The following is a 24,392-nucleotide window of genomic DNA, read 5'->3' as shown; positions in this document are numbered from 1 at the left end:
GGTATTGACCCGGCGCACGTTCACCCCCTCGTCGCGAAATTCCCCGATGCGGCGGGCGAGCTGGCGATTGAAGGCGAGCGTGCCCGCCGTTGCGTCGGCGACCGCCTCCGGGCCCCGGCGCAGGTTGCGCGGGATCCGGCCCAGATCGGGCAGGTAGAAGAAGAGGAAGTCGCGGACCCCGCTGCGCGCGAGCGATTCCGCGGTATCGCCCACCGCATCGGCGGCGCGACGGCCCACCGTTCCGATGCCGGGCCTGCCCACGCCCTTGAGGATGTCGTTGCCTCCGGCGAAGAGCGCGAGCAGCGGCCGGTCGCCGCGCCGGTCGGAATCGAGGCGCCGGTATTGCAGCGATTGCAGGGCAAGATCGGGGATGCCGTCGAAATCGGTGCGCGCCTTGGCGCCGCCCCAGGCGTGGTTGCCGCTCTCGGCCCCCGCCCGCCGGAAGGCGTTGATGACGCGATCCGCCCAAACGGGCCCGCTGGAGAAGCGGCCCTCCCAGTAGGGCGGGCTCTCGGGAACGGTGCCGAGCGTCGAGCGAAAGACATTGCCGGCGTCGCTGAGGCTGTCGCCGAGCACATGCAGACTGTCGTAGCCGTGATAGGTTGCCGCCCCGGCCGGGCCGCAGATCCCGAAGCCGAGCAGGGCGGCGATGGCGAGCCTGCGCAATGCGGTCACAGCGTCTCCTCCCTCTCGACACGATGCGGCGGCGCGCGCAGGCTATCACGCGACCCCCGGCGCGCAAGGCGAATTGCCGCGGCCGGCGGCCTTCCGTCGATCGCCGCGAGGCCGAGCCCGATCAGCGCCATGCCCGCCAGATGCCGCGGCAGCAGCGTCTCGCCGAGCACCGCGACCCCGAGCAGGATCGCCGTCACCGGGATCAGCAGGGTGACGAGCAGCAGGTTGGTCGCCCCCGCCGCGGCGAGCAGCCGGAAGAAGAGCACATAGGCGAGCGCCGTGGAGAGGGCCGCGACCCCGGCGAGCGCCAACAGCGTCGCCGCCCCCGGCGCGGCCAGCGTCCAGGGCCGGTCGACGAGGAGCGCCAGCGGCAGCAGGATCAGGCTCGATGCCGTCACCTGCCCGGTCGCGACCGCCAGCGGGGGCAGGCCGAGCGCGCCGAACCGCCGCCCGTAGACGCCAGCGAGCGCATAGGAGAAGGCCGCGGCGAGGCAGGCCACCTGCCCCGCCAGCGCCGCGCCCGTGCCGCCCGCCACCGCCCCGCCCATCATCACCGCGACACCCGCCAGCCCGAGCCCGACGCCGACGAGCCGCCCCGCGGTCAGCCGCTCGTCGCGGGTCAGCCGATGGGCGAGCAGCACGGTGAAGAGCGGCGTGCTCGCGTTCATGATCGCCGCCACCCCGGAGGCGACATGGCTCTGGCCCCAGACGATCAGCGAGAAGGGGATGGCGTTGTTGAGGAGCCCCATGGCGAGGAACGCCCGCCAGATCGCTGGGTCGCGCGGCATGGCGATCCCCTTGAGGCGCATCACGGCCCGCAGGATCGCGGCCGCAAGGGCCACCCGCAGCAGCACCAGCGTCAGCGGCGGCAGCTCGGCCAGCGCCACCTCGTTGAAGAAGAAGGATCCGCCCCAGAGCACCGAGAGGAAGAGGAGCAGGCCCCAGTCCCGCCGGGTCATGGTCTTGTGGATACGCACTGCGTCCTTCATCGCTCCCTCCGCCGCCATCGCCATGGCCCTGCCACGGCCCGGCCGCCGCGGCAGCCCGGAACTTGCGCAATGCGGCCCGCGGGGTCAGGGTCGCGGAAAACCGGAGCGCGACCGATGCCGCAGGAGCCCGACCACCCCAGTTCCGACCTGCCGGCGCGGCGCGGCGCGCTGACAAGGCTGCATCTGCTCGCCGGGCAGACCGCCTCGCTGGCCATGGATCTCTTCCGCCCGCGGCTCAGCCTCGGCGTGCGCCTGCTCGCGATCGACGAATTCGGCCGGGTGCTGCTGGTGCGGCATTCCTACGTTCCGGGCTGGCACCTGCCGGGCGGCGGCGTCGAGCCGGGCGAGACCGCGCGCGCCGCCGCCATGCGCGAGGCGCGCGAGGAGGGCGGGATCGATCTGGCCGATCCGCCCGAGCTCTTCCACATCTATGCCAACCGCGCCCTCGGCCGCCACGACCACGTGCTGCTCTTCCTGGCTCGCGGCGTCGCCGGCCCGAGGCGGCCCCCGGCGAGCCGGCTCGAGATCCGCGAGACCGGCTTCTTCGCGCCCGGCGCGCTGCCGGAGGAAACCACCTCCGCCACCCGGAACCGCATCGCCGAGGTTCTATCGGCAGACCCGCCCGCCGACCTCTGGTAGGCCCGCCGCGCGGCCGGACGCGACACGGTGCCCTGGCCGATCGTCGCGGGCGCATCGCCAAGGGTCGGCGCTTGCCCCGCGCGAGACGGGTCGGCGTCAAGCGGCGTCGGCATCAGTCCAGGCTCAGGATGATCTTGCCCACATGCGCCGAGCTCTCCATCCTCGCATGGGCCTCCGCGGCCTGCTCGAGCGGATAGACCCGGTCGATCACCGGCGCGATCCGGCCGGCGGCGAGCAGCGGCCAGACCTCGCGCCGCAGATCCGCCGCGATCGCCGCCTTGGCCTCCACCGACTGCGGCCTGAGCGTCGAGCCGGTCAGGGTCAGGCGGCGCATCATCACCTGGGCGAAATTGACCTCCGCCTTGGTGCCCTGGAGGAAGGCGATCATCACCAGCCGCCCGTCGGTCGCGAGCGCCCGGAGGTTGCGCGCGATGTAGTCGCCGCCCACCATGTCGAGGATGACGTCGACGCCGCGCCCCCCGGTCGCCGCGCGCGACTCGGCCACGAAATCCTCCTCGCGGTAGTTGATGGCGCGCTCCGCCCCGAGCGCGCGGCAGGCGGCGCATTTCGCCTCCGAGCCCGCGGTGGCGAAGACCCGCGCCCCGCGCGCGGCGGCGAGCTGGATCGCCGTGGTGCCGATCCCCGAGGAGCCGCCATGCACCAGGAAGCTCTCCCCCGCCGCCAGCCGCCCGCGCAGGAAGACGTTGCTCCAGACCGTGAAGAAGGTCTCGCAGAGCCCTGCCGCCGCAGTGATTTCCATGCCCACCGGCACCGGCAGCGCGTGGTCCTGATGCGTGAGCGCATATTCCGCATAGCCGCCGCCGGGCAGCAGCGCCGTGACCGGATCGCCCACCGCCCAGGCCGAGCCGCCCGGCCCCACCGCCGCGACCTCGCCCGCGGCCTCCAGCCCCGGCAGGTCCGAGGCGCCCTTCGGCGGGGCATAGGCGCCGGCGCGCTGCAGCGCATCGGGGCGGTTCACCCCCGCCGCCCGCACCCGGATCAGGATCTCGCCGGCCCCGGGCTTCGGCACCCGCCGCGTGGCGAGGCGCAGAACCTCCGGCCCGCCGGGCGTGGCGATCTCCACCACGCGCATCTCCGCGGGGATCATGCCGCCCTCCGGCCGGCATGGGCGAAGCCGCGGTAGAGCGCCATCGCGCGTTCCGCCACCCGTGTCGAGGGCAGCTCGCGCTGCTCGAAGCGGGTCACGGGCACCACCTTGTTGGCGTTGCCGGTGAGGAAGATCTCCTCGGCGGCGGCGAAATCGGCGACATCGAGGCTCGCCTCGACCACCGCGACCCCGTCCGCGCGCAGGAGCGCGATGATGCGCTGCCGGGTGATGCCGTCGAGGAAGGTGCCGTTCGGGACCGGGGTCATCACCACGCCGTCCCGGACCAGGAAGACGTTGGTCGAGGCGGTCTCGGCCACCTTGCCCTCGGGGTCGAGCGAGAGCGCGTTGTCGAAGCCGCGGGTGCGGGCCTCGCGCAGGATGCGGGCGTTGTTGGGATAATGGCAGGCCGCCTTGGCCTCGGTGATCGCGCAATCGGGGCCCGGACGGCGATAGGGCGAGACCCCGAGCGCGAAGGGCGCGCGTCCCCGCAGCGGCAGATCCTCGATGCAGACCGCGAAGGCGGTCGAGTCGGGCAGCGCGTCGATGATGGCCGGCGAGCCTTCGCGCGACCACATCATCGGCCTGAGATAGAGCGCGCGGTCCGCGCCCATCCGCCGCACCCCCTCGAGCAGCAGCGCCTCGATCTCCTCCGCCCCCAGCGGTGCCGCGAGCCCCATGGCCGTCGCCGAGGCGATCAGCCGGGCGCAATGGCGGTCGAGATCGGGCGTCACCCCCTCGAAGAACCGCGCGCCGTCGAAGACCATGGTGCCCTGCCAGGCGCCATGGTCGCTCGCGCCGAGGATCGGCGCGTCGCCGTCGTGCCAGCGGCCCTGATAGAAGGTCGCGCTGCGGGTGCCGAGCGCCATGGCATGCCTCCGGTCGGTCTGCCCGCGCGGCGATCAGCCCCTCGAGCGGAGCGATCCCGGCAGGTCGGAGGGGGCAGTATCCCCGGGCGCCCGCACCCGGTCAAGCAGCCGCTGCGGCCCCTTAAGCATCGCCGCGGCCAGGGGGTTCTTGCGGACCCGCGCCTTGACCTGCTCGAATTGCATCACGTTGTCGATGCGGCGCTGGATGAATTCGCGAGTGGCCGAGGCGCCGGGCGTCTCGTCGCCGAGCCAGTAGAGCAGCGCCGAGGAATAGACCGCCGAGAGCGTCGTGCGCTTGGAATACCAGTTGAAATCGCGGCTCTCGTCGCCGAGCGCGGTCCAGATCGTGTCGGCGGTGTGCCAGATCGCCCGCGCGCCGTCCGCCGCGTGCTGCGGCAGCGCGAAGAAGGCCGCGCCGCGGCGCACCGCCTCGCGCTCGCCGGCCACGAGCTCCAGCCGGCGCATCACCGCATAGGCGATGCGGTCGCGAAAGCGCAGGCCCCCGAGATCGGCCGCGGCCAGATCCGCCGCCAGCGCCCGGTCGCGCGCATAATGATAGGCCAAGGCCAGATCGAGCCCGCCGCGCGGAAAGGCGAGCCGCGCGAGCCCGGGATCGACGCCCGCCTCCACCACCGCCTGGGCGAGGCTTCGGTCCGACCAGCCGTCGAAGGCGACATGGGGCAGCGCCGCCGCCACCACCGCCTCGCGCAATGCGGCAAGCCGCTCCTCCTCGCCCGGCCCCGTCTCGGTCATCGCCGTCTCCCCCTGCGATATTTTCCGCGCAGGACTGTGGACAGCCCGGCGCTCGGCCGATATATAGCGCGTTCCTGCGAAATATCGAAACTCCGACGTCTGAAAGGTGGTGAATATCTGTGCAGGTAACGGTTCGTGACAACAACGTCGACCAGGCGTTGCGCGCGCTCAAGAAGAAGCTGCAGCGCGAAGGCGTCTTCCGCGAGATGAAGCTTCGGCAGCATTTCGAGAAGCCGTCCGTCAAGAAGGCCCGTGAGCGGGCCGAGGCGATCCGCCGGGCACGCAAGCTGGCGCGCAAGAAGCTGCAGCGCGAAGGCATGCTCTGACGACCTGACCGACCGGTCACGCAAACGGATTCGAGAAACCCCCGGCAGCGTTCGGGGGTTTTGCGCCTTTCGGGGTCGGGCCCGGAGCGGATCCGGGCCAGGGGATTGATCCCATACGGAGACTCCCGGCATGACGGCCCCTCGGATGGCCGCGCCGGCGCGGAGGTCCCACAAAAGCCGTTGCCCGGTTGCGGGCCGGGCGTCCGGGCTGCATGATCGCCGCGCAGCGACGCGGGGGACCGACGTGACGAAGAAGACAGCCACCGGAGGCGATACCGAAGGGCCCGCGCTGCTGGCCGGCGGCAATCCGCAGATCCCGAAGGGCTACGGCGACGCCCCCGTTCAGGCCTATATCGCGGCGATGCCCGGCTGGAAGCGCGACGTGGGTCGCCGGCTCGATGCGCTGATCACCCGCGCCGTGCCGGAGGTGCAGAAGGCGGTGAAGTGGAACTCGCCCTTCTACGGCATCGAGGGCCAGGGCTGGTTCCTCAGCTACCATTGCTTCGCGAAATACGTGAAGGTCGCCTTCTTCCGCGGCACGTCGCTGACCCCGGTCCCGCCGGTCGCCTCCAGGCAGGAGGAGGTGCGCTATCTCCACATCCGGGAGGCGGAGCCGATCGACGAGGCCCGGCTCGCCGACTGGATCGGGCAGGCGAGCCGGCTGCCCGGCGAGCGAATGTGAGCGGCGCGAGACCGCTGGGAAGGAGAGGCCCCATGCCGAAAGAAGACGCCGATTCCCCGTCCCGGCGGATCGATGCGCGGATCGCCGAGCTGGGCGACTGGCGGGGCGAGACGCTCGCCCGGATCCGCGCGCTGATCCGCGAGGCCGACCCGGAGGTGGTCGAGACCTGGAAATGGCGCGGGGTCCCGGTCTGGGAGCATGCCGGCATCCTCTGCACCGGCGAGACCTACAAGGACAAGGTGAAGCTGACCTTCGCCCGGGGCGCCGCGCTCGAGGACCCCGCCGGCCTCTTCAACGCCAGCCTCGAGGGCAACACCCGGCGCGCCATCGACATCCGCCGGGGCGAGGCCATCGACGAAGCCGCGTTCCGGGCGCTCCTCCGGGCCGCCGTGGCGCTGAACCTGTCGCGGCGGACCGCACCGCGCTCCGCCGGGTCGCGAGAATCAGGCTGACCGGCGCTGCGGCCGACCCCGCGCGGGGGCCGGCAGGAAGGCCCGCTTCCGCTCGCCGAAGTGCAGGCAGACGGACGCGCCGTCGAGCGGCGTCGTCTTGCGGTTGCGGAAGGCTTGCATCGGATGGAGCGACGTCCGCCCGAGGTCGAACCTTCCCAGCACCTCGGCGATCGCTGCGGAAGCGGGCCGGAAGCCACCGGCCTTCGCAATGCCCGGAAGCTTCTGGACCTTCTCGTCCGATCCTCGGTCGAACTCCCTGGAAAACCGTTCCGGTGGCGATGCCTCTCCGGCTTCGCTGCGCGCCTGTCGGCGATCGCAAGGTCGCTGTCGAAGCCCTTGGCCGGATCGGGTCCTGCGGCGCCCGGCCCGGAAGGCGTCGGGGCGGGCCAGCGCCGATCATTCCGGCAGGATGTCGCCGTGCTCCCAGGCGTTGTTCTTGCCGATGTCGGATTCGTAGACATAGCTGTCCTCGACCCCGGGAATGCGGGCGAAATCCTCCAGCGTCGTCTCCGGAAGCAGGGTGTAGCGCACCCCGGTGAAGGGCGGCACGCCGCGCAGCGCGGCGGTGACCGAGCTGGCGCAGAGCATCTTCGGCGTCCGCCCCTCGGCAACCGCATTGGCCATCACCCGATCCGCCGTCTCCCGGCTGACATAGATCTTCTGGGAATGCACGAAATGCGAGAAGCGCGCGTGATAGCGCTCGTAATAGTCGAGATAGCGCGGGGTGATGCCGTAATGCACGTCGCCGCGCCGGGGCAGGTCGGGATGGGTGAAGGTGCCGGCCGGATCGTAGAGCACGCGCTGCGAGCCGTTGATCACCAGCGCCGAATGCGCCGACCGCCCGGTCTCGGCATTGACCATGGAGACCAGCGTGACCGAGGGCGGCTCGGTGCTGACGTAGCGGGCACGCGCGATTTCCTCCGGTTCCGCCGAACGATAGACCTCGCAGCCCGCCAGCGATCCCGCCGCCACCAGCACGAGCATGATCCGCAGCATGCGCGCCCTTCCGGCGCCCGCCCGCGACCGCCGTCCCGCCGTCAGCTGTTGAAAAGCGCCAGGAAGATCAGCGCGGCCAGCGCGAAGCCGAAGATATAAACCCACATGCGCAGGAAGCCCTCGAAGGTCTTCTCCTGCTCCTTGATGTCCATCTTGCCGTATTCGTAATCCGCCATCGCCCGTCTCCTCGACCCTTCGTTCCGTCCCACGCCTTCTAACCCGATCCCGGCGCGCTGTCAGGTGCCTTTTCGCGCCGCTGCCAGAGCCAGGTGCCGCCCGAATCCCGCCACCGCACCGCCGCGCCCGTCCGGTGCAGGTGGTTGAGATGCCCCACCGCCTCGGCCAGCGCCAGCCCGTAGGCCGCGCCGCCGATGCGCCGGCCGAAGAGCGGCTCGAAGCATTCGCTGGCGCGGCGCGGCCGGTCGAGGAAGGCCCCGAGCGCCGTCAGCGCCGCCTCCTGATGCGCGATCAGCTGCTCCAGCCGCAGATCGAGCCCGGTGAAGGGCAGGCGATGGCCGGGCAGCGCCAGATGCTCCGGCCCGGCCAGCGCGCGGAGCCGCCGGCAGGAAGCGATCCAGGCCCCGACCGGATCGGCCTCGGGCTCGGTGGGATAGACGCCGAGATTGGGCGTGATGCCCGGCAGCACCTGGTCGCCGACGAGCACCAGGTCGTGGCCGAGCCCCCAGAGCAGCGCCGCCTCCGGCGCGTGGCCGTGCCCGATCTCCACCCGCCAGCGCCGTCCGCCGGCCTCGATCTCCTCGTCCTGCACGATGCGGCGGAAGCCGAGCGGCATGGGCGCCACCACATCGGCGAAGTTGAAGGGCCGCGCCTCCGCGCGCGCGGCCAGCATCTCCGCCTCCATCCCGGCGCCGCGCCAGAAGTCCAGCGCCTCCACCGGAGGTCGTTCCTGCACGTCGAGGGTCAGCATGCGCGCATAGAGCCAGGCGGTGCGGGTGGCCCAGAGCTCGGCGCCGAGGCCCCCCTGGAACCAACCGGCGAGCCCCACATGGTCGGGATGGTGATGGGTCAGCACCACCCGCCGCACCGGGCGCCCGGCGAGCGGCCCGGCCAGCGCCGCCTGCCACCATTCCCGGCAGGCGGGCGTATCGAGGCCGGCGTCGACGATCGTCCAGCCGTCACCCTCGTCGAGCGCATAGACGTTGAGATGGTCGGGCCGGAACGGCAGCGGCAGGCGCAGCCAGAGCACGCCCTCGGCGATCTCGACCGACGCCCCCGGCGCCGGCGGCTCCGGGTGGGGATAGTGCAGGCCGCCGGCCCTCCGCATGCGTCAGGCTTCGAAATCGATGGCGCGCAGCGTCGCGGCGCCGGCGCAGGCGCGGGCGGCGAGCCCCCCGACCTCGCTCAGCATGTGCCGAAGGTGGAAATCCGCGAGCGCCGCGCGCTGCCCGCCGCCGCCCTCCGCCTCCGCCGCCTTCAGCAGGTAATGCCCGCCGAGCGTCAGCGCGAAGGCCCTCAGATACGGCACCGCGCCCGCGAATCTTTCGTCGCCCGCGGCGGCCAGCATCCACGCCGTCGCCTCCGAGACCTGCCCGGCCGCGGCGCCGAGCCGCACGCCGCGTGCGCCGGCGGCCGCTGCCGTCGCCGCGATCTCGCCGATCAGCGCCCGGGCCGCGGCGCCTCCGTCCGCGAGCTTGCGCCCGACCAGATCCATCGCCTGGATGCCGTTGGTGCCCTCGTAGATCGCCGTCACCCGCACGTCGCGGTAGAATTGCGCGATCCCGGTCTCCTCGATATAGCCCATGCCGCCGACCACCTGCATGGCGAGCGAACTCACGTCGCAGCCGGTGTCGGTGCCGAAGGCCTTGGCGATCGGGGTCAGGAAGGCCGCCCGCGCCGCCCAGCCCGCCTCGCCGGTCGCCGCGGCCATGTCGGTGGAGAGCGCGCAATCGAGGCAGATCGCCCGCGCGGTGGCGGTCAGCGCGCCCATGGTCGCGAGCATCCGGCGCACGTCGGCATGGCCGAGGAGGCTGGTCGCGGCACCGTCGGCCCCGCGTCCCTGCACCCGGTCGCGGGCATAGGCCAGCGCCGCCTGCAGCGCGGCATCCGCCGAGCCGAGCCCCTCGACGCCGACCCCGAGGCGGGCGTTGTTCATCATGGTGAACATCGCCGCCATGCCCCGATGCGCGCCCCCCACCAGCCAGCCGGTCGCGCCCTCGTAATGCATCACGCAGGTCGGCGAGCCGTGCAGCCCCATCTTGTGCTCGAGCGATTCCGCGCGCAGGCCGTTGGCCCGGCCCGGTCGTCCGTCGCCATCGGGCAGGAATTTCGGCACCAGGAAGAGCGAGATGCCGCGCGTGCCCGGCGCCCCGTCCGGCAGCCGGGCCAGAACCATGTGGCAGATGTTCTCCGCCATGTCGTGATCGCCCCAGGAGATGAAGATCTTCTGCCCCGTGATCGCATAGCTCCCCGCGCCGTCGGGCTCGGCCCTCGTGCGGATCGCGCCGACGTCCGAGCCCGCCTGCGGCTCGGTCAGGTTCATCGTCCCGGTCCATGCGCCGCTGACGAGCTTCGGCAGGTAGATCGCCCTGAGCTCCGCGTCGCCATGGGCCTGCAGCGCCTCGATCGCACCCTGGGTGAGCAGCGGCGCCAGCGACAGCGCGAGGTTGGCCCCGGCCATCATCTCGTTGACGCAGGTCAGAAGCAGCGTCGGCAGCCCCGAGCCGCCCTGCTCGGGATCGGCGGTCAGCCCGATCCAGCCGCCCTCGGCGATGGCGCGATAGGCCTCCGCGAAGCCCGGGGTGCTGCGCACCACGCCGTTCTCCAGCCGCGCCGGCTCCAGGTCGCCCGCCCGCCGCAGGGGCGCCATCACCTCCTCGGCGAGCCGCGCCGCGCCGCTCAGGACCGCCTCGACGGTCTCGGGGGTCGCCTCGGCGAAACGCCCGGTCCCGGCCAGCCGGCCGCCGCCCAGAACCGCGTCGATCAGGAAGCGCATCTCGGCGACGGGGGCGCGGTAGCTCATGGCGATCTCGCTCGTTGGGCCGTGCTGGCGGCAGAATCGGCTTTCGGGGAACGGCCCGGGCAGGTATGGAGCCGCGGCAGAGGGCGGCAACCTAGGGCCTGCCGCCGGAAGCGACAAGCGAGACGCGCCACATTATGGCCGAAATGAACACCGTCATCCTGTCCGACAGCGCCCGCGGCCTGCGCGCGGCGGCGGGCCTTCTGCGCGCGGGCCAGCTCGTCGCCTTCCCCACCGAGACCGTCTACGGGCTCGGCGCCAATGCCCGCGACGACCGCGCCGTGGCGCGGATCTTCACCGCCAAGGGAAGGCCGGTCTTCAACCCCCTGATCGTGCATGTGCCCGATGCCGCGATGGCGCTCGAGCTCGCGGAATTCTCGCCGGCCGCCGAGGCGCTGGCCAGACGTTTCTGGCCGGGGCCGCTCACCCTCGTCCTGACCCGCCGTCCGGAGACCGGCCTCTCGGGCCTCGCCACCGCCGGCCTCGACACCGTGGCGCTGCGCGTGCCGGCGCATCCGCTCGCCCATCGGCTGCTCGAGGAATTCGGCGGCCCGCTCGCCGCGCCCTCGGCCAATCCCTCCGGCGGGGTCAGCCCGACGACGCGGGCGCATGTGCTCGACGGGCTCGACGGCGCCATCGCCGCGGTGCTCGACGGCGGCGCCTGCCCGGTGGGGCTCGAATCGACCATCGTGGGCTTCGACCGCGACACGGCCGTGCTGCTGCGTCCCGGCGGGCTGCCGGTCGAGGAGATCGCCGCCCTGCTCGGCCGGCCCGTGGATACCCTGACCACGCGCCATGTCACGGCGCCGGGCCAGCTGCAGTCGCATTACGCGCCGCGCGCGACGCTGCGCCTCGACGCCGCCGGGGCGGCAAGCGACGAGATCTGGCTGGGCTTCGGCCCGGTCGCCAGCCTGCGGCCCGGCCTCAATCTCTCCGAGCGCGGCGATCTGGTGGAAGCGGCGGCCAATCTCTTCGCGCATCTGCGCGCCGCCGACGCGCTGGCCGCCGAGGCGGGGCTCTCGCGCATCGCCGTGGCCCCGGGCCCCGACAGCGGCCTCGGCCTCGGCATCAACGACCGCCTGCGCCGCGCCGCCGCGCCGCGCTTCTGAGCCCGGAAGCGGCGGCGGGCGGGGCGCGGCTACCGGATCTCGATCCTGCCCACGATGATGTCGCCGCTGCGTTCGGCGGTCGCCGCCGCCGCCAGCGCCGCGGGTCCGGGCTCGCAGGGACCCTCCCAGGCGGCCCGCCCGTGCTGGTCCACCGCGCCCTTGATCAGGCTGGCGACCTGCGCGTTTCCGTAGGCGAGGCCCTCGGCCACGAGGATCCCGATGGCATCCTCGAGCACCTCGTTGGCCTCCGCGAGCGTATAGGTCATCGGCGGCGCGTCGAGGCCGCAGCGGTGCTGCCTGAAGAGCCAGTCGTGGAGCGCATAGGCGGGCCCGTAGGACCAGGGCGAGAGGCCCTTCACGCTCCAGAAGAGCCGCGGGATCGATCCGCCGTCGGTGAACATCGCGCCCGGCACGATCCGGCGGCCGCCGCGCTCGTAGGTCAGCGGATCGCTTTCGTCCGGGACGAAGACGAAGCGATCCTCGCGCACCCATTTGATGAGCAGGACGCCGTGCAGCTCGCCCCGTTGCTCCTGCGGCTTCCCGCCGTCAAGGCAGCCCGCCAGAAGTGCCAGGGCCGCGAGACCGAGGGCGATCCTCGGCAATTGGCCGGCCGGCATCTCAGGCCCGGCCACCGCCGGCCGAGAGCAGCCGCGGGTCGATCGAGATCGAGCGCAGCGCCGCCTCCCACTTGTCCGTGTCGCGGGTTCCGAACACCAGATCCGGATCCGCGGCCGCAGTCAGCCAGCCGTTCGCCTGGATCTCGCCCTCGAGCTGCCCCGGCCCCCAGCCGGCATAGCCCAGCGCCAGCAGCGCCCGCATCGGACCGGCGCCGCGGGCCATGTCCTGCAGCACGTCCAGCGTCGCGGTCATCGCGAAGCGCGGATCGACCTTCAGGCTGGCGCCCTCGGCGTCGTATTCCGCCGAATGCAGCACGAAGCCGCGGCCGTGCTCCACCGGCCCGCCGAAATGCACGCCGATCCCGGCCACATCCGCCGTCGCCTCGATCTCGAGCTGCTTGAGCAGGCTCGCGAAGCGCAGCTCCTGCGCGGGCTTGTTGACGATCAGCCCCATCGCACCCTCGGCCGAATGCGCGCAGACGAAGATCACCGACCGCTCGAAGCGCGGGTCGCCCATGCCGGGCATGGCGATGAGCAGCTGGCCGTCGAGGAAGCGCGCGTCGGAGGTGTCCATTTCCCCAACATGAGGCCCCGGCCCCGCCTTGACAAGCGAGCCCGCGCGGCCGTGATCGCCGCATTGTGACTGCCACCGGCCGCCGCGCCCCCCTATGCTCCGCCCGACACGTCGCGAAGGATCCCGCATGCATCCTGGCCTCGCCACCCTCGCCGCCCTCGCCATCGCGGCCCTGATCGCCGCCGCCCCGGCCCGGAGCGAGCCCGGCCTGCCCGAGGGCCTGCGCGGCATCGACCTGATCGAGGGCTGGCGCCAGGCCGACGGCACCCATGTCGCGGCGCTGGAGGTGCGGCTCGCCCCGGGCTGGCACACCTATTGGCGGGTGCCCGGCGAGGCGGGGATCCCGCCGCGGCTCGACTGGTCGCGCTCGCGCAACCTCGCCGCGGTCCGCTACGAATGGCCCCGGCCGCGGGTCTTCGATTTCGCCGGTCTGCGCACGATCGGCTATGCCGACACGCTGGTCCTGCCGGTGATCCTGACCCCCGAGCGGCCGGGCGAGCCGATCGAGGTCGAGCTCGACCTCCTGCTCGGGGTCTGCGCCGACATCTGCGTGCCCGCCGAGGCGCGGCTCGGCGCGAACCTCGCCCCGGACGGCCCGGCCAGCGGCAGGGCCGCGATCGAGGCCGCGCGGGCCGATCGGCCGCGCAGCGCCACCGAGGCCGGGGTGACCTCGGTCACCTGCCGGCTGGTGCCGGGTCCGGCGGGAATGGATCTCGACACGACCGTGCGCTTCGCCGCCCCACCCGGCGCCGACCAGGTCGCGGTGCTCGAGCCCGGCGGCCCCGGGCTCAGAATCGGCCCGGCAGAGAGCCGCACCGAGGGCCGGTCGGTGCATGCGAAGGCCCGCATCAAGGGCCGCGGCGGCGCCGGCCCGGTGCTCGACCGGGGCGGCCTGCGCCTCACCCTGCTCGACGGCAGCCGCGCCGTCGACATCCGCGGCTGCGCCGCGCCCGGCTGACCGGACGCAAACTGCCTCACGTCCCGCGCGCCGCGCCCGACCGGCGCAGCAGGATCGCCCCGGCCAGCGCGCCCGCGGCCAGCAGAACCGCCATCCCCGCCGCCAGGGCCGCCAGCGCCACCCAGCCCGGCGGCCAACCGGGCAGGAACGGCGCCAGCCGCGCCGCCGGGCCGGCCAGCGCCCCCTCCAGGAGCCAGGGGCCGAGCGTGACGCCGAGCCAGGCAAAGCCGGCGAGGCTCGCCACCGCGACGATCGCGCTCAGCCCCGGCGCCGGCCCCCGGCGCCGCAGCCCCAGGCCCCGCCGCCAGGCGGTCAGCAGCCGCGCGATATCGCGCTGCACCACCACCAGCGCCGGCACGAGGATCAGCACCAGCACCGCACCGATGCCCAGCCCGTAGACCAGCGTCACCACCGTCGGCTTGAGAAACAGCGCCTGGCTCGAGCGCTCGTACATCAGCGGCCCGAGGCCCAGCACCGTGGTCAGCGAGGTGAGCAGGATCGGCCGCAGCCGGTCGCCCGCCGCCGCGACCACCGCCGGCACCAGCGCCCGCCGCGCCCCGTGGCCGTCGATGGTGGCGATGAGCACGATGGCGTTGTTGATGATGATGCCGGTCATGCCGATCAGCCCCACCACCGTGAAGAGGCTCATGGCGAGGCCCCATTGCCAGTGGCCCCAGATCGTGCCGATCAGCCCGAAGGGGATGACCGCCATCACCACCAGCGGCCGCACCCAGCTCTCGAAGACCCAGGCGAGCGTGAGATAGATCCCCGCGAGGCAGAGCAGGAAGCCCACCAGCGCCTCGCCGAGGAAGTCCCGCTCCTGCGCCGCCAGCCCGCCGAACTCGTAATCCACGCCGAAGCGCTCGGCGATGCCGGGCAGGATCGCCGTCTCGAGCTCCCGCGTCAGCTCCGCCGCCGCCGCCGGGTCGTCCTCCGAGACGTCGCCGGTCACGCTCACCACCCGCCGGCCGTCCTCGCGCCCGAGCGCCGAGAAGCCCGGCCGGCTCTCCACGCTCACGATCTCGGAGAGCGGCACATGCGCCCCGTCCGCGGTGCGCAGCCGCGTCCGGCTGAGGAAATCCGCGGCGGTCTCGTCCTCGGGCAGGCCGACCCGCACCGTCGCCGTGCGGGTGCCCTCGGCGAATTCGGCCGCCTCGATGCCTTCGAGCCGGGCGAAGAGCTCCGCCCCGACCGCCTCGATGGAGAAGCCCAGCCGCTTGCCGAGCGGCGTGAGGTCGAGCACCAGCTCGGTCTTGTCGTAGGCGAGGCTGTCCTCGAGCCCGCTGACGATCGCCAGCGGCGCCAGCTCGGCCTTCAGCGCCTCGGCCGCGGCCTTGAGCACCCGCACGTCGGGCCCGAAGAACTTCACGTCGAGCGCGTCGCCGCCCGGCCCCTGCCCCCAGCTGCGGAAGCTGAGCGTCTCGAGCCTGGGCAGCCGCACCACCTCCGCCTCCAGCGCCTGCACGAAGACCTGCCCCGAATAGGGCCGGAGATCGGGGTCGATCAGATCCACGTCGATGGCGCCGAGCTGGTCGGGATCCTTGGTCTCCTCGCCGGCGAGGCCGCGCCCGGAAGTGGCGCCGAGGACCGCGATCGCCGAGGCGACCGGCGCGCGCCCGTGCTCGGCGGCGAAGCGCGCGTCCACCGCCGCGACCGCCCGCTCCAGCTCGCGCACCATGGCCTCGGTATCGGCGCGGCCGGCGCCGGGCAGCATCGCCACATTGGCGGTCACCGACCCCTGCTCGGGCGGCGAGAAGAATCGCCAGGTCACGTCGCCGCGGATGAACATCGCCGCCGATTGCGCCAGCAGGAGCAGCGCCGCCGCGATCACCGGATAGCGCAGCCGGATGATCCAGCGCACCCCCGGCTCGAAGACGCGCGTGCGGAACGCCTCCAGCCCGCGGTTGACGAGGCGGCTCGGCGCATCCGCCCAGGACCGCGGCCGCGCCGCCAGCGCGCGGGCCATGTGATGCGGCAGGACCAGGAAGCATTCGACGAGGCTCGCGCTCAGGACCGCGATCACCGTGAAGGGGATGTCGGAAATCAGCGTGCCGAAGCGCCCGCCGATGAAGGCCAGGCCGAAGAAGGCGAGGATCGTGGTGATCGTCGCCGAGAAGACCGGCAGCGCCATGCGCCGCGCCGCGGTCTCGGCCGCCACCGCCGGCGCCTCGGCGCGGTGCCGCCGCCGCCAGTCGGCATGCTCCGCCACAACGATGGCATCGTCCACCACCAGGCCGAGGCAGAGGATCAGCCCGAAGATCGACATCATGTTGAGCGTCAGCCCCGCGGAGAACATCAGCCCGACCGCGGCACTCATCGCCACCGGGATGCCCGCCGCCACCCAGAAGGCGGTGCGCGCATTGAGGAAGAGGAAGAGCAGCCCCACCACCAGCGCCAGCCCGATCATCCCGTTCCGGAGCAGCAGGTCGAGCCGGTCGGTGATGCCCTCGGCCCGGGTGCGCACCAGCTCGATCCTCACCCCCTCGGGCAGGCTCGCCTGCAGCGCCGCCGCGACCTCGCGGGTCTTGCGCTGCATGGCGATGGCGTCGCCCCGGTCGCTGCGGTCCACCCTTATCGAGATCGCCGGCGCGCCGTTCACGAAATAGGCCCGGCCGGCATCCGCGCCCTCCGCCGCCACCCGCGCCACGTCGCGGATGCGCAGCTCGGCGCCATCGGCGTCCGAACGGATCGCCAGCTCGCCGATCGCATCCGCCTCGCGCCGCTCGCTGCCGGCGCGCAGCCGCGTGCCGCTGCCCGCCACGTCGCCCGCCGGCGCGGCGGCGGCGCCGGCGGCGATCACGTCGGCGATCTCGCGCAGGGTGATGTCGTGGCGGATCAGCTGTGCCTCGGGCACCTCGACGCGGATCACCGGATCGGCCACGCCGCGGATCGTGGTCCGCGTGATGCCCTCCCGGTAGAGCCGGGCGACGAATTCGTCGGCGTAGCGCCCGAGGCTCGCCACCGGCACCGGCCCGTGGATGATCACGTCCGTCACCCGGTCGCGCCATTCCTCGCGGCGCACCTCCGGCCGTTCGGCGGTCTCGGGCAGGCCGGTCACCGCATCCGCCGCCGCCTCCACGTCCGCCATGGCGCGGCCCATGTCCCAGCCGGGCTCGAAGCCGAGGATGACCCGCGCCCGGCCCTCGTTGGCCACCGCCTCGGAGCTCTCCACCCCCTCCACCGCCAGCAGCGCCGGCTCGAGCAGCGCGACGATGCCGGCGTCGACGTCCTCCGAGCCCGCGCCGTCCCAGCGCACGGTGACGCGCAGCTCGTCGGCGACCACGTCGGGGAAGAACTGGCTGCGGATCTGGCTGCCCGCCGCGATGCCGCTCAGCAGCATCAGAACCATCAGCAGGTTCGAGGCGGTCGGATGCCGGGCGAAATAGGCGAAGAGCCCCTGCCCCGCCGCCCGGACGCGATCGCCGAGCGCCATGGGCTCAGCCCCCCGACCGGCGGGTTTCCAGCCGGTCGACCATGCTCTGGGGCACTTCCTCGGCCTCGAGTGCGGCGAGGATGCGCGCCTTGGCCTCCTGGGGCATGCGCCCGTTGGCCTCGACCGCGGCGATCAGCCCGGCCCGCCGCTCCGGCGTCAGCCGCACCATGGCCTCGGGCATGGCGCCCGCCGCCGCCTCCGGCCCCGCCGGGCGCACCAGCACTCCCGGCCCCAGCTGCGGCTGGCGCACGGTCACGTAGTCCCGCCCGAAGGGCACGTCGGCGACGATGGCCTCGCCCCCCTGGCGGCGCAGCACCCGCACCGCCACCTCCTCCAGCCGCCGGTCGGGGCCGAGGAGCAGGATGCGCCCCTCCGGGCTCACCGCGGCGGCCGGCAGCACCGCGACCTCTTCGAGATCCGGCTCGGCCACGAGGACGGTCAGGAAATCCCCCGGCCGCAGCAGCCCCGGCGGGCCCTCGTCGAGCCGGGCATAGATCAGCCGCCCGGTCTGGCCGGCGCCGACCGAGGCCCCGGCCCGGTCGATGCGGCCCGGCACGCTGAGCTCGATGCCCTCGACCTCGAGGCTCGCGCTCACCGCAAGGGGGAGGAGCTCGCCCGAGGCATCCGCCAGCCGCGCGAATTCGGCCTTCGACACCCGGAACGCCACTTCGAGCGCCGCCGGATCGAGCAGGAGCCCGAGCTGCTCGTTGACGCTGACGAGCCGCCCGGGAACCGCCGAGACATCCGCCACCAGCCCGTCGAAGGGCGCCCGCTCCACGGTATTGGCCAGATCCCGCGCCGCCTCGTCGCGGGCGATGCCGGCGCGGGTGGTGGCGATGCCCGCGCGTTCGATGCGCGACTCGGCCTGGGCCTCGGCCAGCCGCCGCCCGGTCGCCGCCTGCTCGGCATTGGCCAGGGCCAGCTCCGCCGCCTCCAGATCCGCCGCCGTGTTCACGCCCCGGTTGCGCAGATCCTGCGCCCGCGCCAGGGCCTGGGCCCGGAGGTCGCGCTGGCGGTCCGCCGCCGCCGCCTCCTGCCGCGCCAGGTCGAGCCCGACGCCCGCCTCGGCCTCCTCGGCCCGCGCCGCGGCCAGGTCGCTCTCGGCCAGCGCCAGCGCGGTCTCGGCGGCGGCCGGATCGATGCGGTAGAGCACCTCGCCCGCCGCCACCCGCCCGCCGTCGCGGAAACCCGGCGCGATCTCCATCAGCGTGCCGGCGGTCGCCGCGCGCAGCTCGAGCTGCCGCGCGCTCTGCAGATCGCCATAGGCGGTCAGCACCGGCGCCACGGTTCGCGGCTCCAGCCGTGCCACGCTCACCGCGAAGACCCGTTCCTCGGCGGCCCGACCGCCGGTCGCCTCCGCCTCGCGCAGCGCCAATGCCTGCCGGATGCTGCCGACCGCGAGGCCCAGGAGGCCCAGCGTCAGCACCAGGAGCGTCAGGCCCGCCAGGCTTCGCATCAGGAACCGCATGCGTCACGCACTCCGGCCCGGCCGCGCCGCCGGGCATTCCGTTCCTGAATATAGGGCCTTGCGGGCGGGAGCGCAGGCATTTTCTCGCGAGCGGTAAAGTGGGGCCGTCAGCGCCCTTGCGTCAGCATTCCGGCTCGGTGGTGAAGCGCAGCGGATAGCCGGCCCGCGCGCCCATCGCCGTCGCCTGGCCCGCCTTGGTCTCGGCGACCTCCCGGGTGAAGACCGCCACCACGCAGCAGCCGCGGCGATGCGCGGTCAGCATCACGCCCCGCGCCCGCTCCGGCCCCATGCGGAAGACCGCCCCGAGCACGGTGACGACGAAGTCGCGCGGCGTGAAGTCGTCGTTGACGAGCAGGACCCGGTGCAGCGCCGGCCGCGCCGGCACGCTCCGCGTCGCCGTCTTCGGCAGAAGGACCACCTTCTCGCTCATGGCCGCCGAGTCGCGCCTCCGCCCGCATGTCCCGATGCCCCGAGCATCGCATATCCCGCGCCGCCGGTCCATCGCGGCGACGGCGTCGCGCTTGCGCGAAAGCCCCGGAGAGCGGAGAATGCCGCATTCGGAGCGGGGTCCATGGCGATCGAACTGCACTGGTCGACGGCGGCGGACAGCGAGGCGCTCGCGGTGCTGCACCGCGACGCCTGGCGCTATGCCTATGCCGGCATCATCCCCGGCGTCGCGCTCGAGCGCATGGTCGCGCGCCGCGGCCCCGGATGGTGGGGCGCGATGCATCGCGCCGGCGGCCGGGCGCTGTTGCTCGCCCTCGACGGCACCGCCGCCGGCTACGCCACGCTCGGCGCCGGCCGCTTCGCCGGCCGCCGCTCCGGCGAGATCCACGAGCTCTACCTGCGCCCCGAATATCATGGCGCCGGCCTCGGCCGCCGGCTCTTCACCGAATCCCGGACCCGCCTCCGCGACGGCGGACTCGTGCAGCTCCTTGTCTGGTCGCTCGCCGACAACGCCGCCGGCTGCCGCTTCTACCGCGCCATGGGCGGCGAGGCCCGCGCCCGGGGCCATACCTGCATCGGCGGCCGCGAGCTCCAGAAGATCGCCTTCGTCTGGGACTGACGCCGCCACGGCACGGCCCGGCGACGGAAGCCCCGCGCCGCACCGTTCAACCCGTGAATGGCTCGGAACGCGACCCAACCCGATGAGGCTTCTCCCATGACCACAACCCGGCTCCTCGGCCTCGGCCTCGGCCTCGGCCTCTGGCTCCTGCTCGCCCTGCCCGCCGCCGCCCAGCAGGGCAGGCCCGGCGGCCATTTCATCGACAACTGGGATCTCGACGGCGACGGCGCCGTGTCCGAAGCCGAGATCGAGAGCAAGCGCGACGCGCTCTTCACCATGTTCGACATGGACGGGAACGGCCTGCTCGACAGCGCGGAATGGACGCTCTTCGAGGAGACGCGGAAGGAGGACATGGCCGCGAACCTCAGGGGCGAGCCCCGCGGCGCGATGCTCGGCCTCGAACAGGGCTTCGCGCATGACCTCAACGACGTCGACGGCGACGGCGCGGTCTCGCGCGCCGAATTCGCCGACCGCGCGCCGGACGCCTTCACCCGCATGGACATCGACGGCGACGGCGTCGTGACCTCCGCCGACTTCGGCCCCGGGAAGGGCTGAAACCCGTCTCCTGCCCGCGGCCGGCGTCACTGCCGCCGCCCGCGAGACGACCTCCCTTCCGGGCCCCGACGCCCTCCCCCCGCGGCTGGCTCGGGGCGCGCGGTCAGCCGGGGGTATAGACCCGCGTCGCCTCGGGATCGTCGGTGGCGAAGGGCAGCGCCATCAGCTCGGCCCAGACCTCCTCGCCGATCGGCCAGCCCGCCCAGGCGAGCGTCTCCGCCACCCGCTCGGGCCGGCTCACGCCGCAGATCGTCGCGGCGATGCGCGGATCGCGCATGGAGAATTGCAGCGCCGCCGCCCCCGGCGGCACGCCGTGCCGCGCGCAGACCGCCTCGACCGCGCGCACCGGCGCCAGCATCGCCTCGGTCGCCTCCTGATAGACGTAGCGCGGATGCGCCGCCGCGCCCTTGGCGAGCGCGCCGCTGGCATAGGGCGCGGCGTTCAGCACCGAGATGCCCCGCTCCGTCGCCAGATCCAGCATCGGCCCGGCGTTGCGGTTGACCAGCGTGAAGCGGTTGTGGGTGATCAGCACGTCGAGGTCCCAGTCGCGCAGGATCGGCATCATCACGTCGATGCGCCCGGCGGCGAGGCCCACCGCATCCGCCAGGCCCTCCTCCTTGATGCGGAGGAGCTCCGCCAGCGCCCCGCCCCTGCCGGTGACCTCGCCGAGGTCGCTCACGTATTCCGGGTCGTGCAGATGCAGGATCTGCACGCGCTCCAGCCCCAGCGCTTCGAGGCTCTCCTCGAACGACCGCCGCGCGCGGGCCGCGTCGAAGCGCCGCGTCTCCATGTCGCGGTCGAGCTTGGTGGAGAGGATCCGTCCCGCCGGCCAGCCGCCCAGCTCGCGCACCACCATGCCGATGCGCGCCTCGCTGCGCCCCATGGCGTAATTGCGCGAGGTGTCGAGGAACCCGTCCGGCAAGCCGAGGATCGCCCGCACCGTGTCGAGCGCCCGCACCTCGCCCACGTCGTAGCCGTAGGTATCGGGCATCCCCCCGAGCCCCGAGGTGCCGAAGCAGAGCGGCGGCACCCGCAACCCCGTCGCCCCGATCGCCCGCAGTGCATCCGCCATGGCCGGCCCCCCTCTTCCCGTCCTCCCACCAACCGTAGCGCAGCCCCGGCGTCGTCCCAAACGCGAGGCGCCCGGGCCCCGGCTCCGCGCATCGCCGATCCGCTCACTTCCGCCGGCGGTGCTCCTCCAGCCGCGGCATGATCTCCACGAAGTTGCAGGGCCGGTGCCGATAGTCGAGCTGCGCCGCCAGGATCCCGTCCCAGGCATCCCGGCAGGCGCCGGGCGATCCCGGCAGCGCGAAGAGATAGGTGCCGCCGGCGACCCCGGCGCAGGCGCGGCTCTGGATCGCCGACGTGCCGATCTTCTCGTAAGACAGCATGGCAAAGACTGTCGAGAAGGCATTGATCGCCTTCTCGTACAGCTCCTCATGCGCCTCCACCGTCACGTCCCGCCCGGTCAGCCCGGTGCCCCCGGTCGAGATCACCGCGTCGACCTCCGGATCCGCGATCCAGGCCCTGAGCCGCGCCTGGATCGCGGCCTTCTCGTCGCGCACCAGCGCCCGGCCGGCCAGACGATGCCCGGCCGCGGTCAGCCGCGAGACCAGGAGATCGCCCGAGCGGTCCTCCTCGGGCGCGCGGCTGTCCGACACGGTCAGCACCGCGATGCGAACCGGAATGAAGTCAAGGCCCTGGTCGATCCCCGTCATGCTCCGTCCAGCCGCTTGCGCACCGCCAGCAGATCCGCCCAGGCCGCCCGCTTCAGCTCCGGATTGCGCAGGAGTGCGGCGGGGTGGAACATCGGCATCACCGGAACGCCCCGCCATTCCGCCCAATGCCCGCGCAGCCGGGTGATGCCGGTGGTCGTCCCGAGCAGGGTCCGCGCCGCGGAATTTCCGACGGCCACGAGGAGGTCCGGAGCGACGAGCGCGATGTGGCGGTGGAGGAACGGCAGCATCATCGCCACCTCGTCCGCCGCCGGATCGCGGTTCTGCGGCGGCCGCCAGGGCAGCACATTGGTGACATAGACCGCCGCCTCCGGCGCCTCGGCCCTGCGCGACAGGCCGATCGCCGCCAGCATCCGGTCGAGCAGCTGCCCCGACCGCCCCACGAAGGGCAGCCCGGCGCGATCCTCGTCCCGCCCCGGCGCCTCGCCCACGACCATCACCCGCGCCGCCGGATTTCCGTCGGAGAACACCAGGTTGCGCGCGCCCTTCTTCAGCGCGCAGCCCTCGAATGCCGCCATCGCCGCCCGGAGTGCGGCGAGCTCGCCGCAGCCCGCCGCCAGCGCCTCGGTCGTCAATTCCGCCGGAGCTTGCGGCGCGGCCGCCGCCACCGCCGCCTGCCGCACGGGCGGCGGTGGCCTGGCCGCGGCCTCGAAGCGCGACACCGGCGTCTCGCCGATCGCCTCGTCGGCACCGAGCTCCACCTGCCAGGCGAGGGCGGCGCGCAGCACGGCGGCATCGGTCGAGAGGTCGGGCACGCGCATGAGTCTCCTCCTGGCTGCCCGTCACCCTAGGCAATGCGGCCCGCCAAGACCAGATCCCGGCGCGGGCCTTGCCCTGGCCGATCGCCCCACAGAATGGACGCCTATTTTCTGTATGTTTCAAAGCTCTACGGTACATTCCTCTAGGGACGAATGAACCTTGGATCAGGAGCGCCCGCGCAGCTGCGAGGGGAATTGCATCTGGAGCTCGTGCTTTCGCCTTCGACCGTCCCGCATCAAGACGAGGGCAGCGTCCGACCCGGCGGGTGCAAAGCGCCCGCCGGGTCGGGCGCTGCCCGGCGGTGGCTGGCCTCGGCGGGGTGGTGACGCTAGGCACACCGGGACTTCCGGCGGACGGGGTGATCTTGCCAACTGCCATCAGCCCCGCGCAGGCGCGGCGGGACCTTGCCGCGCCCGGGGCGGCTGCTATAGAGGCCCGGCACCGACCGGAGGCCCGCTTGTTCGCGCATCGCCATCTTCTCGGCATCCAGGGCCTCGACCGGGCCGCCATCGAGACGGTGCTCGACCTCGCCGAGACCTATGTCGCGATGAACCGCCGCGCGGAGAAGCATTCCCGCGTGCTCGCCGGCCTGACCCAGATCAACATGTTCTTCGAGGCCTCGACCCGTACCCAGGCGAGCTTCGAACTCGCCGGCAAGCGGCTCGGGGCCAATGTGATGAACATGTCGGTGGCCGCGAGCTCGGTGAAGAAGGGCGAGACGCTGATCGACACCGCCATGACGCTCAACGCCATGCACCCGGATCTGCTGGTGGTGCGGCACCCGGCCTCGGGCGCGGTCAACCTGCTGGCCGAGAAGGTCAATTGCGCGGTGCTGAACGCCGGCGACGGCCGCCACGAGCATCCGACCCAGGCGCTGCTCGACGCGCTCACCATCCGCCGGCGCAAGGGGCGGCTCAGCCGGCTGACGGTGGCGATCTGCGGCGATATCGCCCACAGCCGGGTGGCGCGGTCGAACATCCTGCTCCTGGGCATCATGGAAAACCGCATCCGCCTGATCGGCCCGCCGACGCTGATGCCCGCCGGGGCCGAACGCATGGGCGTCGAGGTGTTCCAGGACCTGCGCCGCGGGATCGAGGGCGCGGACGTGGTGATGATGCTGCGCCTGCAGAAGGAGCGCATGGACGGCGCGCTGATCCCGACCATGCGCGAATACTACCACCGCTTCGGGCTCGATGCCGAGAAGCTGGCCGCCGCCCGGGAGGACGCCATCGTCATGCATCCGGGGCCGATGAACCGCGGCGTCGAGATCGACGGGTTGCTCGCCGACGACATCAACGTCTCCGTCATCCAGGAGCAGGTGGAAATGGGCGTCGCGGTGCGCATGGCGGCGATGGACCTGCTGGCGCGGAACCTGCGCGGCCGCAACGAGCCGGGCGGAGCGGCGGCGTGCTGACCCTCACCAACGCCCGGCTGGTCGATCCCGAGGGCGACCGCATCCTCGACGGCGGGCTGGTGATCGCGGGCGGCCGCATCGCCGAGGTCTTCGAGGGCGCGCGCGAGGGGCTCGACTGCGGCGGGCGCTGCCTCGCGCCGGGCATCCTCGACATCCGCGTCAAGGTCCGGGAGCCCGGCGAGCGCGACAAGGAGAGCTTTCGCACCGCCGGTGCGGCCGCCGCCGCGGGGGGCGTCACCA

26 protein-coding genes and 1 pseudogene are annotated in these 24,392 nt (G+C 73.1%); 10 read left to right on the top strand and 17 right to left on the bottom strand.

Annotated features, from left to right (window positions below; genetic code table 11):
* A partial coding sequence (locus V7050_RS04980) for an SGNH/GDSL hydrolase family protein (protein WP_324410330.1) occupies positions 1–675 on the bottom strand: 675 nt, incomplete at its 3' end.
* Complete coding sequence (locus tag V7050_RS04975) at positions 672–1,664, bottom strand: DMT family transporter (RefSeq protein ID WP_324367900.1); 993 nt, start codon at positions 1,662–1,664, stop codon at positions 672–674. The genes V7050_RS04980 and V7050_RS04975, both read right to left, overlap by 4 nt.
* Positions 1,665–1,778: 114 nt before the next feature.
* Between V7050_RS04975 and V7050_RS04970 the strand changes: the two genes are divergently transcribed.
* A complete protein-coding gene (locus V7050_RS04970; RefSeq protein WP_324367902.1) occupies positions 1,779–2,303 on the top strand; it encodes an NUDIX domain-containing protein in 525 nt (174 codons plus the stop codon).
* A 112-nt stretch (positions 2,304–2,415) separates the two neighbouring features.
* Here the strand turns inward: V7050_RS04970 and V7050_RS04965 are convergent, their stop codons facing one another.
* Genes V7050_RS04965 through V7050_RS04955 form a run of 3 tightly spaced genes read right to left on the bottom strand, consistent with a single transcriptional unit; the run spans position 2,416 to position 5,030 of the window.
* Positions 2,416–3,411 (bottom strand): NAD(P)H-quinone oxidoreductase, encoded by a 996-nt coding sequence (locus tag V7050_RS04965; protein ID WP_324367904.1) that lies wholly within the window; start codon positions 3,409–3,411, stop codon positions 2,416–2,418.
* Positions 3,408–4,277, bottom strand: coding sequence for a branched-chain amino acid aminotransferase (locus V7050_RS04960; protein WP_324367906.1), 870 nt, complete (start codon positions 4,275–4,277; stop codon positions 3,408–3,410). Before V7050_RS04960 ends, V7050_RS04965 begins: the two co-directional genes overlap by 4 nt.
* Positions 4,278–4,310: 33 nt before the next feature.
* The gene (locus V7050_RS04955) at positions 4,311–5,030 is read right to left on the bottom strand and encodes a COQ9 family protein (protein ID WP_324367908.1); all 720 of its coding nucleotides are present in this window, start codon (positions 5,028–5,030) and stop codon (positions 4,311–4,313) included.
* Positions 5,031–5,149: 119 nt separating this feature from the next.
* Between V7050_RS04955 and rpsU the strand changes: the two genes are divergently transcribed.
* The 3 genes from rpsU to V7050_RS04940 all read left to right on the top strand — a co-directional run bounded on the left by rpsU (position 5,150) and on the right by V7050_RS04940 (position 6,490).
* Positions 5,150–5,356: a 30S ribosomal protein S21 gene (rpsU, locus tag V7050_RS04950; RefSeq protein ID WP_324367910.1), complete on the top strand. Its 207-nt coding sequence runs from the start codon at positions 5,150–5,152 to the stop codon at positions 5,354–5,356.
* Positions 5,357–5,600: 244 nt separating this feature from the next.
* Entirely contained in the window at positions 5,601–6,038 is a 438-nt protein-coding gene (locus V7050_RS04945; protein ID WP_324367912.1) for a DUF1801 domain-containing protein, read from the top strand.
* Between the two features lie 32 nt (positions 6,039–6,070).
* A complete protein-coding gene (locus V7050_RS04940; RefSeq protein WP_324367914.1) occupies positions 6,071–6,490 on the top strand; it encodes a DUF1801 domain-containing protein in 420 nt (139 codons plus the stop codon).
* Positions 6,491–6,886: 396 nt separating this feature from the next.
* On the opposite strand, the gene V7050_RS04935 is transcribed toward V7050_RS04940, so the two are convergent.
* Genes V7050_RS04935 through V7050_RS04920 form a run of 4 tightly spaced genes read right to left on the bottom strand, consistent with a single transcriptional unit; the run spans position 6,887 to position 10,466 of the window.
* A complete protein-coding gene (locus V7050_RS04935; RefSeq protein ID WP_324367916.1) occupies positions 6,887–7,486 on the bottom strand; it encodes a hypothetical protein in 600 nt (199 codons plus the stop codon).
* A 41-nt stretch (positions 7,487–7,527) separates the two neighbouring features.
* The gene (locus V7050_RS04930; protein WP_324367918.1) at positions 7,528–7,662 is read right to left on the bottom strand and encodes an aa3-type cytochrome c oxidase subunit IV; all 135 of its coding nucleotides are present in this window, start codon (positions 7,660–7,662) and stop codon (positions 7,528–7,530) included.
* A 38-nt stretch (positions 7,663–7,700) separates the two neighbouring features.
* Positions 7,701–8,771: an MBL fold metallo-hydrolase gene (locus V7050_RS04925; protein WP_324367920.1), complete on the bottom strand. Its 1,071-nt coding sequence runs from the start codon at positions 8,769–8,771 to the stop codon at positions 7,701–7,703.
* Between the two features lie 3 nt (positions 8,772–8,774).
* On the bottom strand, positions 8,775–10,466 hold the full coding sequence (locus V7050_RS04920; protein ID WP_324367922.1) for an acyl-CoA dehydrogenase: 1,692 nt from the start codon (positions 10,464–10,466) through the stop codon (positions 8,775–8,777).
* Between the two features lie 134 nt (positions 10,467–10,600).
* Between V7050_RS04920 and V7050_RS04915 the strand changes: the two genes are divergently transcribed.
* The gene (locus V7050_RS04915; protein WP_324410327.1) at positions 10,601–11,572 is read left to right on the top strand and encodes an L-threonylcarbamoyladenylate synthase; all 972 of its coding nucleotides are present in this window, start codon (positions 10,601–10,603) and stop codon (positions 11,570–11,572) included.
* A gap of 29 nt (positions 11,573–11,601) precedes the next feature.
* Here V7050_RS04915 and V7050_RS04910 read toward each other — a convergent pair whose 3' ends face one another.
* Together V7050_RS04910 and V7050_RS04905 are read right to left on the bottom strand one after the other, a co-directional pair.
* Positions 11,602–12,174, bottom strand: coding sequence for a hypothetical protein (locus tag V7050_RS04910; RefSeq protein ID WP_324370018.1), 573 nt, complete (start codon positions 12,172–12,174; stop codon positions 11,602–11,604).
* A gap of 16 nt (positions 12,175–12,190) precedes the next feature.
* Positions 12,191–12,763 (bottom strand): YqgE/AlgH family protein, encoded by a 573-nt coding sequence (locus tag V7050_RS04905; RefSeq protein ID WP_324370016.1) that lies wholly within the window; start codon positions 12,761–12,763, stop codon positions 12,191–12,193.
* A gap of 127 nt (positions 12,764–12,890) precedes the next feature.
* Between V7050_RS04905 and V7050_RS04900 the strand changes: the two genes are divergently transcribed.
* A complete protein-coding gene (locus V7050_RS04900; protein WP_324370014.1) occupies positions 12,891–13,721 on the top strand; it encodes a protein-disulfide reductase DsbD domain-containing protein in 831 nt (276 codons plus the stop codon).
* Positions 13,722–13,737: 16 nt separating this feature from the next.
* On the opposite strand, the gene V7050_RS04895 is transcribed toward V7050_RS04900, so the two are convergent.
* The 3 genes from V7050_RS04895 to V7050_RS04885 all read right to left on the bottom strand — a co-directional run bounded on the left by V7050_RS04895 (position 13,738) and on the right by V7050_RS04885 (position 19,052).
* Entirely contained in the window at positions 13,738–17,154 is a 3,417-nt protein-coding gene (locus V7050_RS04895) for an efflux RND transporter permease subunit (protein WP_324374833.1), read from the bottom strand.
* A gap of 4 nt (positions 17,155–17,158) precedes the next feature.
* Complete coding sequence (locus V7050_RS04890; RefSeq protein ID WP_324369474.1) at positions 17,159–18,622, bottom strand: efflux RND transporter periplasmic adaptor subunit; 1,464 nt, start codon at positions 18,620–18,622, stop codon at positions 17,159–17,161.
* Between the two features lie 121 nt (positions 18,623–18,743).
* The gene (locus V7050_RS04885) at positions 18,744–19,052 is read right to left on the bottom strand and encodes an ATP-dependent Clp protease adaptor ClpS (protein WP_324369475.1); all 309 of its coding nucleotides are present in this window, start codon (positions 19,050–19,052) and stop codon (positions 18,744–18,746) included.
* 141 nt (positions 19,053–19,193) lie between these two features.
* Here V7050_RS04885 and V7050_RS04880 point away from each other — a divergent pair, with 141 nt between their 5' ends.
* Complete coding sequence (locus V7050_RS04880; protein WP_324369477.1) at positions 19,194–19,688, top strand: GNAT family N-acetyltransferase; 495 nt, start codon at positions 19,194–19,196, stop codon at positions 19,686–19,688.
* A 96-nt stretch (positions 19,689–19,784) separates the two neighbouring features.
* Positions 19,785–20,243 carry an EF-hand domain-containing protein gene (locus tag V7050_RS04875; RefSeq protein WP_324369479.1) on the top strand — a complete coding sequence of 153 codons (459 nt, stop codon included), beginning with the start codon at positions 19,785–19,787 and terminating at the stop codon, positions 20,241–20,243.
* Positions 20,244–20,346: 103 nt separating this feature from the next.
* Here the strand turns inward: V7050_RS04875 and V7050_RS04870 are convergent, their stop codons facing one another.
* From V7050_RS04870 to V7050_RS04860, 3 genes are all read right to left on the bottom strand, one after another.
* Positions 20,347–21,315 (bottom strand): aldo/keto reductase, encoded by a 969-nt coding sequence (locus tag V7050_RS04870; protein ID WP_324369481.1) that lies wholly within the window; start codon positions 21,313–21,315, stop codon positions 20,347–20,349.
* A gap of 103 nt (positions 21,316–21,418) precedes the next feature.
* Complete coding sequence (gene moaB / locus V7050_RS04865; RefSeq protein ID WP_324369483.1) at positions 21,419–21,961, bottom strand: molybdenum cofactor biosynthesis protein B; 543 nt, start codon at positions 21,959–21,961, stop codon at positions 21,419–21,421.
* Positions 21,958–22,734, bottom strand: coding sequence for a uracil-DNA glycosylase (locus tag V7050_RS04860; RefSeq protein WP_442885601.1), 777 nt, complete (start codon positions 22,732–22,734; stop codon positions 21,958–21,960). Before V7050_RS04860 ends, moaB begins: the two co-directional genes overlap by 4 nt.
* A gap of 461 nt (positions 22,735–23,195) precedes the next feature.
* Between V7050_RS04860 and V7050_RS04855 the strand changes: the two genes are divergently transcribed.
* Together V7050_RS04855 and V7050_RS04850 are read left to right on the top strand one after the other, a co-directional pair.
* Entirely contained in the window at positions 23,196–24,152 is a 957-nt protein-coding gene (locus V7050_RS04855) for an aspartate carbamoyltransferase catalytic subunit (RefSeq protein WP_324374831.1), read from the top strand.
* Positions 24,146–24,392, top strand: a pseudogene (locus tag V7050_RS04850) (dihydroorotase); the annotation flags it as partial. The gene V7050_RS04855 and the pseudogene V7050_RS04850, both read left to right, overlap by 7 nt.

It is taken from the genome of Amaricoccus sp. (assembly GCF_036846665.1).
Taxonomy (GTDB): Bacteria; Pseudomonadota; Alphaproteobacteria; order Rhodobacterales; family Rhodobacteraceae; genus Amaricoccus.
The sequence above is the reverse complement of the archived record's forward strand: the minus strand, read 5'-3'. Positions and strand labels throughout refer to the sequence as shown.

What these genes read in the sequence shown, in the direction of transcription:
- V7050_RS04920 (WP_324367922.1), bottom strand. Translation starts at nt 10,466, where the DNA reads ATGAGCTACCGCGCCCCCGTCGCCGAGATGCGCTTCCTGATCGACGCG.
- V7050_RS04965 (WP_324367904.1), bottom strand. Translation starts at nt 3,411, where the DNA reads ATGATCCCCGCGGAGATGCGCGTGGTGGAGATCGCCACGCCCGGCGGG.
- V7050_RS04930 (WP_324367918.1), bottom strand. Translation starts at nt 7,662, where the DNA reads ATGGCGGATTACGAATACGGCAAGATGGACATCAAGGAGCAGGAGAAG.
- V7050_RS04915 (WP_324410327.1), top strand. Translation starts at nt 10,601, where the DNA reads ATGGCCGAAATGAACACCGTCATCCTGTCCGACAGCGCCCGCGGCCTG.
- V7050_RS04875 (WP_324369479.1), top strand. Translation starts at nt 19,785, where the DNA reads ATGACCACAACCCGGCTCCTCGGCCTCGGCCTCGGCCTCGGCCTCTGG.
- V7050_RS04970 (WP_324367902.1), top strand. Translation starts at nt 1,779, where the DNA reads ATGCCGCAGGAGCCCGACCACCCCAGTTCCGACCTGCCGGCGCGGCGC.
- V7050_RS04905 (WP_324370016.1), bottom strand. Translation starts at nt 12,763, where the DNA reads ATGGACACCTCCGACGCGCGCTTCCTCGACGGCCAGCTGCTCATCGCC.
- V7050_RS04940 (WP_324367914.1), top strand. Translation starts at nt 6,071, where the DNA reads ATGCCGAAAGAAGACGCCGATTCCCCGTCCCGGCGGATCGATGCGCGG.
- V7050_RS04925 (WP_324367920.1), bottom strand. Translation starts at nt 8,771, where the DNA reads ATGCGGAGGGCCGGCGGCCTGCACTATCCCCACCCGGAGCCGCCGGCG.
- V7050_RS04955 (WP_324367908.1), bottom strand. Translation starts at nt 5,030, where the DNA reads ATGACCGAGACGGGGCCGGGCGAGGAGGAGCGGCTTGCCGCATTGCGC.
- V7050_RS04890 (WP_324369474.1), bottom strand. Translation starts at nt 18,622, where the DNA reads ATGCGGTTCCTGATGCGAAGCCTGGCGGGCCTGACGCTCCTGGTGCTG.
- V7050_RS04885 (WP_324369475.1), bottom strand. Translation starts at nt 19,052, where the DNA reads ATGAGCGAGAAGGTGGTCCTTCTGCCGAAGACGGCGACGCGGAGCGTG.
- V7050_RS04960 (WP_324367906.1), bottom strand. Translation starts at nt 4,277, where the DNA reads ATGGCGCTCGGCACCCGCAGCGCGACCTTCTATCAGGGCCGCTGGCAC.
- V7050_RS04935 (WP_324367916.1), bottom strand. Translation starts at nt 7,486, where the DNA reads ATGCTGCGGATCATGCTCGTGCTGGTGGCGGCGGGATCGCTGGCGGGC.
- V7050_RS04975 (WP_324367900.1), bottom strand. Translation starts at nt 1,664, where the DNA reads ATGAAGGACGCAGTGCGTATCCACAAGACCATGACCCGGCGGGACTGG.
- V7050_RS04895 (WP_324374833.1), bottom strand. Translation starts at nt 17,154, where the DNA reads ATGGCGCTCGGCGATCGCGTCCGGGCGGCGGGGCAGGGGCTCTTCGCC.
- V7050_RS04880 (WP_324369477.1), top strand. Translation starts at nt 19,194, where the DNA reads ATGGCGATCGAACTGCACTGGTCGACGGCGGCGGACAGCGAGGCGCTC.
- moaB (WP_324369483.1), bottom strand. Translation starts at nt 21,961, where the DNA reads ATGACGGGGATCGACCAGGGCCTTGACTTCATTCCGGTTCGCATCGCG.
- V7050_RS04870 (WP_324369481.1), bottom strand. Translation starts at nt 21,315, where the DNA reads ATGGCGGATGCACTGCGGGCGATCGGGGCGACGGGGTTGCGGGTGCCG.
- V7050_RS04900 (WP_324370014.1), top strand. Translation starts at nt 12,891, where the DNA reads ATGCATCCTGGCCTCGCCACCCTCGCCGCCCTCGCCATCGCGGCCCTG.